Source organism: Parachitinimonas caeni (assembly GCF_030129945.1).
GTDB lineage: Bacteria > Pseudomonadota > Gammaproteobacteria > Burkholderiales > Chitinimonadaceae > Parachitinimonas > Parachitinimonas caeni.
This window is the reverse complement of the sequence record NZ_JARRAF010000147.1, coordinates 1-765: the sequence shown is the minus strand read 5'-3', so window position 1 is coordinate 765 and position 765 is coordinate 1. Positions and strand designations below refer to the sequence as shown.

Here is a 765-nt window from a genome sequence, read left to right as displayed (position 1 = left end):
CGCAGATGCCTTTGGGCCGGCCGGTGGTGCCCGAGCTGTAGAGGATCCAGCCTGTCGGGTTGTCGTCGAGGGTCTTCACGCTCTCGAAGTGGCCCCAGTCTGTCTCCTGCGGCGCCACGGTCTGGCGTTCGGTGTCGATCACCCAGTCGGGCGCGGCATGTTGCAGCACTTCGGCGATGCGGGCTTCGGGGGTGCCGCGCTCCAGCGCCAGATAGGTGGTACGGGTCAGGAAGCAGGCGGCGAGGAAGGCTTGCAGCTGGCGACCGGTCGCCCCGACGATCAGCGCCCGTCGCACGCCATGCCGGTTCAGTTGCGCGGCGTAGCCGGCGGTCAGCGCGGCAAACCCCTCCCAACTCAGTTCGCCTGCATCGTCGATGATGGCCAGTTCGTGGCGCAGTTGCTGGAAGTTCTGGCGCAGGCGCTCGTCAATGGCCAGGGCCGGGCCGGGGCGACGCGGGGGTTCGAACGGGTCGGCCGCGCCGATCCAGGCATCGACCGGCCAATCGCTGGCGGGCTGGCTCAGCACTTGCCGCAGGACGTCGCGGTAGCTGGCGGCCAGGGCGTCAATCCGGGCTTGGCTGAACAGGTCTTGCTGGTATTCGAGTGCCAGCTGGCAGCGGTGTGCGCTCTGGCCAATCGCCAGACTCAGCGGCCCCTGGGCTTCGATGGCGAAGTCGGGGGCGTGGCTGGCGTCGGCTTCGGCGCCTTCGAGGTAGGAGTAGGCGATATTCAGCAGCGGGTTGCTGCCAAAGCGCCGGGGGTCGT

The 765-nt window shown here is 68.6% G+C and carries 1 protein-coding gene; it reads right to left on the bottom strand.

The window, feature by feature from the left end:
* Positions 1–765, bottom strand: a 765-nt coding sequence (locus tag PZA18_RS24040; RefSeq protein WP_284103421.1) for an AMP-binding protein, incomplete at both ends; no start/stop codon positions are given.